Annotated in this window: 5 protein-coding genes, 1 tRNA gene and 1 pseudogene; 1 reads left to right on the forward strand and 6 read right to left on the reverse strand. The window is 39.2% G+C overall.

Annotated features, from left to right (window positions below):
* Positions 1-6 precede the first annotated feature (6 nt).
* The 5 genes from ACVC7R_RS08290 to ACVC7R_RS08310 all read right to left on the reverse strand — a co-directional run bounded on the left by ACVC7R_RS08290 (position 7) and on the right by ACVC7R_RS08310 (position 5,626).
* Complete coding sequence (locus ACVC7R_RS08290) at positions 7-1,269, reverse strand: F390 synthetase-related protein (RefSeq protein ID WP_447264318.1); 1,263 nt, start codon at positions 1,267-1,269, stop codon at positions 7-9.
* Positions 1,247-2,062 (reverse strand): MBL fold metallo-hydrolase, encoded by an 816-nt coding sequence (locus ACVC7R_RS08295; protein WP_447264319.1) that lies wholly within the window; start codon positions 2,060-2,062, stop codon positions 1,247-1,249. The genes ACVC7R_RS08290 and ACVC7R_RS08295 overlap by 23 nt, the downstream gene beginning before the upstream one ends.
* Complete coding sequence (locus tag ACVC7R_RS08300; RefSeq protein ID WP_447264320.1) at positions 2,037-3,017, reverse strand: NAD-dependent epimerase/dehydratase family protein; 981 nt, start codon at positions 3,015-3,017, stop codon at positions 2,037-2,039. The genes ACVC7R_RS08295 and ACVC7R_RS08300 overlap by 26 nt, the downstream gene beginning before the upstream one ends.
* Positions 3,014-4,288 carry a glycosyltransferase gene (locus ACVC7R_RS08305; RefSeq protein ID WP_447264321.1) on the reverse strand — a complete coding sequence of 425 codons (1,275 nt, stop codon included), beginning with the start codon at positions 4,286-4,288 and terminating at the stop codon, positions 3,014-3,016. The genes ACVC7R_RS08300 and ACVC7R_RS08305 overlap by 4 nt, the downstream gene beginning before the upstream one ends.
* A gap of 186 nt (positions 4,289-4,474) precedes the next feature.
* A complete protein-coding gene (locus ACVC7R_RS08310; RefSeq protein ID WP_447264322.1) occupies positions 4,475-5,626 on the reverse strand; it encodes an iron-containing alcohol dehydrogenase in 1,152 nt (383 codons plus the stop codon).
* A gap of 329 nt (positions 5,627-5,955) precedes the next feature.
* Between ACVC7R_RS08310 and ACVC7R_RS08315 the strand changes: the two are divergent.
* Positions 5,956-7,017 (forward strand): annotated as a pseudogene (locus tag ACVC7R_RS08315) (transposase).
* A gap of 77 nt (positions 7,018-7,094) precedes the next feature.
* Here ACVC7R_RS08315 and ACVC7R_RS08320 read toward each other — a convergent pair.
* A tRNA-Pro gene (locus tag ACVC7R_RS08320) sits at positions 7,095-7,168 on the reverse strand.
* Position 7,169: the final 1 nt, after the last annotated feature.

Consider the following 7,169-nt stretch of genomic DNA (forward strand, 5'->3'; position numbering starts at 1 on the left):
GTCCTTTCATAAACGTTGGATACGTTTGAGTTTACGACTTGTATCCCAATGATAATCTGAAAATTGTATTTCAGGTGTTTTAAACCCTTTTTGTTGCGCCAAGAGTCGAAACTGCTCTGTAATCGCTGTTTCAACTTGCTCGTCCCTCCGACTCAGACAAACTTCCACTAACTTCTCAGAATGTTGTTTGACTTGATAATCTCCAACATTTTCCACAAAGAGAATACAACGTCTGATAAAGTCAGGATAAATCGTTACTTGACTTCCATCCAACCCTTCAAAGTAGAAGATATCATCAGATCGACCTTCTACCTTGTCAATCCTTGTGTAATGAGAGCCACATGGGCAAGGTTCAGGATTTTCAACCAAGATATCGTTGAGCTGGTAGCGATAAACAGGCTGACTGCTTCGTTTAAAGTCCGTTATGACTGGATAAAACCGTCGTTCATCCAGATAGTGTTTTTCTACAAATATGATATCTTCATTGAGATGAAGATTTCCAGCAGAGCACGTACAGGCTAGGAAACCTTCGGTTGCTTGGTAGACTTGGTCAATCATGGATAGAGAAAAAGCATCAGCAATCCGTTCTCGATCACTATCTTCTAATATTTCTGCCACTGAGACGATTTTTTGCGGATGAATCTTTAGCTCTCCTGCTTTTAGGCGCTTGCTCAATTCAATCAACATAGAAGCAGGTGCCACCACAATGGTCGGTTGGTAGCTATTCAGTCGATCGATATGCTCGTCTGTATTCTTGAAAATATCAAAGTATTCTAAACGAATGAGCGCCGTATTGATTGCCTGATAGAGTTCATTATCCGCTCTGAGGAAAAAGGCGATGCGGTGTCCAAAAAGTTGACCTTTAGGCAACATTTTTGCCAAGATAGCTGCCGCCCACATGCTTCGCTCTTTTTCAGTCGTGATAAAGAGCCCCCGGTGTCCAGATGTTCCAGAAGACAACCCAACAGCTATTTCTCCTTTGAGCTCTGTAAAATTTCGAGTCTTTTCACTTTCGATAGCCAACGCCAAGGCCTCGTCTCGATCCACTCCTTGGGTGTTGAGCTCATTGAAATGGGTCATCATAAAAGTCTTGTCCATATGGTCAAAGTCGCTAGGTACACCATTTTTAAAATAAGGTGACTCACGTCTTAGAAAGGCCATATAGCTAGCCAGTTGCTTTTTCTGATAGTTTTCTAAAGCTTCTCGAGACTTAAAATGATGAAGCCACCGAGTTTGGATAAACGTTTTAAGAAAGGTTATTTTTTTCATACAAAATCCGCTCAATCCTTTCTACAGGGTCGTGGCTGACAACTACCTCAATACCGTCTATCAAGACTTCTTCCAGTAACTCTGTTCCCTTAATATAGTCAGCCTTGCTATCTTGAACCAAGGAAGGAATCAGGTGCATCTGCTTGGTATAAGGCAAGAGGTCTATTCCCCAACAAAGATCCGCCGCGATAAAAAGATGATAGTCTGGAATAAAGAGACAAGCTTGCCCCTTGGCATGCCCATCTATCGAAGCTACAAGGATACTTCCGTCTCCAAACAGATCCTTGGTAGGCCGATAGTTAAAGTTAGCATTCTGCTGATCTGCCTTAATAACTGTCAACTTTTCCTCAAAAGTAGTCGGCAAAAATTCTTTAAAAATTAAATCTTTTAGTTTTGGTTTCTTATAAACATCATACACTTCCTGAGTCAGGATAAAGTTTGCATAAGGAAAGAAACTAGCCCCTCCCAGATGATCTGGATGTAAATGAGAAAGCAAGACATAGTTAATGTCTTCTGGCTTAATTCCTTTAGCTTTCAGCAAATGTGAAATCTGATCCTTTTCCGTCATTTGAACTGGCGTTCCTAGACGATAAAAGCCATAGCGAAGTTTCCTCTTAATATCATAGTGATAGCCAGTATCATAAAGCAGATACCCCTTTTCCCTATGCTTGATTAAAAAGACACCTGCTGGAAAAGTCATCTTTCTATTCTTGACACCCTTAAAGAGTAAGCCGGTATAACTAGTACAATATCCTGCTGGGAAATACTCAATGCTTTCGATAATCTTGGACATATTGCTCTATCCCTTCTGAAATACTTATTTTTGGATGATAACCCAGCTCCTTCTCAGCCTTACTAATATCAAGAGTCTGACTATAGCGAAGCAGGTAATAGGTATAGCGTGTCAGGGCTGGCTCCCCTTTAAGATTCAGAGTTTTGTATAGAAATTCTAAACTACTGGCAATTCCCGATAAGAGAGATGCTGGAATTTTTCTATATTTGATTGGATAACCCAAACCTGTCAAACTTTCTTCTAGCAAATCCCTAAAAGCTCTTGGCTCGCCATTAGTGATGTTATAGATATCACCTTTTGCTTCTGGAACTTCTAAAGCTAAACGAATTGCCAAAGCTACATTTTCCACACAGGTCATGTCCATGAGCTGACGCCCATCTCCAATCAAAGGAATTCCTATTTTTTGACTAAGATTGATCACCCGTGGCAAAATACTGGTATCTCCAATCCCAAAAAGCCCCCGAGGTCTCAAGATGATACTAGGAACATCTGGATAATCTTTAAAGAGTTTCTCCGAAGCTAATTTACTACGAATATAATTATTGAGATTGTTTTCCTCTGGAGCATCACTTTCTTTGATAGCCAGCTGATCCTTAGGAGCAGCATAGATACTTGGTGAAGATACATAGACTAAGCGCTGAATCCCAGCTTGGCGACAAGCTTCGAGAACCGTTTTAGTCCCTAAAACATTGGCCTGATAAAAATCTTCCCACGGACCCCAAACTGTTGACAGAGCTCCCGCATGAACGACCATATCCATCCCCTTACAAGCTTCTCCCACATCCTCAGCTTTGGTTAGGTCCCCTTGAAAAAAACTGACCGAAGAATTCTCTAAGGAGTGACCAACTTTTCTATTTCTACCAAAAGCTCGGACCTGATAACCATGCTCGACTAATTCTTCGACTACATATTTACCCAAGAAACCTGTCGCTCCAGTTACTAAGACTGTTTTCATTTTTCTTTCTCCTTATTTGCTAGCAGACGATGAATTTCGTTCTCTAAAATTTCCGTCGGATGATAAGACTGTGCTGCTTGGCGCAAAGTCTCTAATTCTGGCCAATTTTCTTTAGCTAACAGCTCCTCAAAGGCTTGTCCAATGGCCTTGCTATTATCTCTTTTAGCTGAGAAAGCAACACCGGCTTCAACCCCACGAACAGCATAATCAAATTGGTCATAATCATGAGGCAGAATCAAAGCTGGTTTACCATAAATAATACATTGATAAAAAATCCCAGCTCCACCATGATGAATGACATAATCCATCTGAGGGATGTACTCCTTATAAGGGAGATAAGAAACAAGGGACAGATTCTCCATGAGATTCTCACATTGAAAAGCTTCCCCACCAACTCCACGAGTCACAAAAAAGTGACATTCCGGATGAGCTTTCGCAAGTTGCTTAGCTTGATAGATAAGGTTCTCTTTAGCCCAAGCTAGCTGTGTCCCACAAGTTACCAAAACTTTCTTTCGCTCTATAAAAGGAGTTAAATCTAAAGGATAATCCTCTCCAGCCTCAACTGAAGCCCCTGATGGGCCCACCCAACGAAAATGCTTAGGAAACCCTTTCTTCAACTCCACTTCTTTCATCCCAACACCTAAGATAGAATAGGGAGAATAAATAGTTTCTTGGCCTTTCTGATTGTAAAGTTTAAAATGATAACGCCTTAAGCGGTCTCGTAATAAAAAAGTTACTATCCGTTTTCCCAAATGAGTTATTTTTCTTCCAAGAAACTGTTGTAAAACTTGCCAGTTATTCCGGGGAGACCCCATTCCTCCAAAGAAACAAGGAGGTCCCTCTGTCGTTTCAATCGCAAACTGGGTCGCCATAGTTGTTATCCACGGAATCCCCATCTGCTCAGCTACAAGTCCGCCAGATAGTGTGATAAAGTCCACTATGACAATATCCGGACGGTGATTTGTCCATTCTTGGATTAATTGGTCCGAAACTAGGTTTATTAAATCAAGACTAGCAGACAACTGCCGATAGGCTGAAATAATTCCTAACTGCTCCTTATTGTTGGCAGCTTTTTCAAATTCCTTTACGTGTCCCTCTAAAATGGGAAGAACCTGAAAACCAACCGCCTCTGCAACAGCCTTTTTCTGAGGACCAGTGAATAAACGAATCTCATACTGAGGATTTTGTAATAGTGGTGCAAGTAAATTCAAAGTAGGATAGAGATGCCCACTTAAGGGAACAGCCACTACATCGATTTTGATTTTCTTCATAACCCTAGCATATCAAATTTTCCAAAAAAGAACTATCACAAGGATAGTTCTTCTTAAATATTATTGGTTTTAAATCATAGGAATAGTATTTGGTTTCCTAATACATTAATTGAATATTCGGGAGGAATTCCTAATGTAAGAATCTTAAATTTACAATCCCTAAAAGATTTTCCAAATGAGCTTTGCTTAGAACAATTCCTTATAGAAAGCAATAGTTTCTTCCAAAGTTGGCATGAATGGATTACCTGGTGCACAAGCATCAATCAAGGCATTCTTAGAAAGGTATTCAAAGTCAAAGTCTTTTTCTTCGATACCAAGTTCTGTCAATTTCTTAGGAATACCGACAGTTTCAGAAAGTTTTTCAATTTCAGAAATAGCATAAGCCGCACATTCTTCATCTGATTTTCCTTCGATTTGCATACCCAAGGCCTTAGCAACATTACGGAAGGCTACAGGTACACGTTTGGCATTTTCACGCTCAACGACTGGCAAAAGCATAGCACAGCAAACGCCATGAGGCAAGTTATAGACAGCACCCAATTGGTGAGCCATTGAGTGAACATAGCCAAGTCCAGCATTGTTAAAGCTCATTCCTCCAAGGAAGATAGCATTAACCATACCTTCACGAGCTTCGATGTCGTGTCCGTTTTCTACTGCACGTGGAAGATATTCTTTGATCAACTCGATAGCTCCGATAGAGAGTTTCTTGGTCACATCATAAGCACCTGGTGTTACCAAAGCTTCAACAGCGTGAGTAAGAGCATCCATACCAGTAGCAGCAGTCAAAGCTTGAGGTTTTGAAATCATCAATTCAGGGTCATTAACAGAGATAAGAGCAAGACTGTTCTTATCAACCATTACCATTTTAACCTTACGCTCTTCATCAGTGATAACGTAGTTGATGGTAATTTCTGCTGATGTACCTGCAGTAGTATTGATAGCTACAACAGGAAGGCCTTTTTGAGCAGACTTATGCAAACCTTCATAATCCTGTGGCTTACCGCCATTAGTAGCGATTATAGAAATACAGCTAGCTGCATCCTGTGGAGAGCCACCACCGACAGAGATGATAAAGTCACAGTTATGCTCTTTCAAAGCAGCGACCCCATCCATAACATTTTTACAAGTAGGGTTAGGTTCAACATCACTAAAGATAACGTAAGCAATCCCTTCATCATCTAAAGGTTTTAAAATTTTTGGCAAGATATCACTTGATTCTATATACTTATCTGTCACCAAAAGAGCCTTAGTATAGCCTAACTCCTTAACATAAGGCCCAACTTCATTTACCACACCTTTACCAATAAGGTTGACTGCTGGAACGTAAAATGTTGCCATATTTTTTCCTCCTTGCGTTTTTCACGCTATATATTTAGGTTAATTATATAATATATTTCCTATATTTTCAAATATTTGTGATTTTTTTAACAAATAATAATTTTTTTAAATATTTCAGCAAAGATTTATAAGTAAATAAAAGTCAGCCAAAACTGAGAGAAATTATTTTATTGAGAGGTTACATAGAAACTTCATGATAAACAAAAAGGCTCAATAATATTTGTAGTGGGTAAATCCCCTATGGATATTATGAAGCCTATTTTGTTGTAGAAAAAAATCCCATAAGACCTATAATGAAAAGCGATCAAACCATCATTAGAAAGAATCATATGGAACCATTACGTTTTATTACAAAACTCATTGACATTAAAGACCTTAATATCCAATTTATGGATGTTGTCAATAGAGATACACACAAGAAAATCCTCGCTAAGCTGGATTATGAGGTCCCAGCTTGGACTGATTGTGGACGTCTGATGAGGAAATATGACTTCCAAAAACCTTCTAACATTTCTTACCTTGAAACAACTAGCATGCCTACTAGAATCATCCTTAGAAAGCGTCGTTTCAAGTGCTATCATTGTTAGAAAATGTCAGTCGCTAAGATTTTTATCGTCAAAAAGAAACATCAAATTCCTCGTATTATTCATCAAAAAATTGCTCAGGAGCTGGTTGAAAAGACGTCTATGACCGACATTGCTCAACAGCTAACCATTTCAACGTCAACTGTCATTCGAAAGCTCAATGATTTTCACTTTAAGCATAATTTTTCTCGTCTTCCTGTGCTTATGTCCTGAGATGTTGAAACAGTCTCTCAGACTGTTTCACTCCCAAAAGCTAAAATCGTTCTGGATCGCATTCACCCTTCGTTATTATATTTCTAAACTCAGGCTAAAATACTCCACTGGACTGTTTTACTCCAACACTTAAGCCGTGCTATGAGTCTCATTCATGTTGAAGTAATAAATCAATTTGAACGAAAATCTCCTGAATACAAGCCTATCAAGCGCTATTGGAAACTAATCCAACAGGATAGTCGTAAACTAAGCGATAAGCGATTTTATCGTCCTACTTTTCGTATGCACTTAACCAATAAAGAGATTCTAGACAAACTATTGAGCTATTCAGAAGACTTGAAATACCACAATAATCTCTATCAGCTCTTGCTTTTTCAGACTGTCTTTAAGACCTTTCTAAAGGACAAATAGAAAATCGTCAACTTCCTTCAGATACTCTATTCAAATGCAAAACTGGAAGCTACGAATAATCTCATCAAACTTATCAAACTAAATGCTTTAGGTTTTCGAAACTTTGATAACTTTAAGAAACGAATTTTCATCGCTCTGAACATCAAAAAAGAAAGGACGAAATTTGTCTTTTCTCGAGCCTAGCTTTACTTCAACCCACTACAGTTGACAAAGAGCCAACAAAAAAAGAACAACCAGTGTTCTTGTTTTCGTAATATCAATCGGGAAGACAGGATTCGAACCTGCGACACCTTGGTCCCAAACCAAGTACTCTACCAAGCTGAGCTACTTCCCGA

Source organism: Streptococcus sp. Z554, from assembly GCF_053010305.1.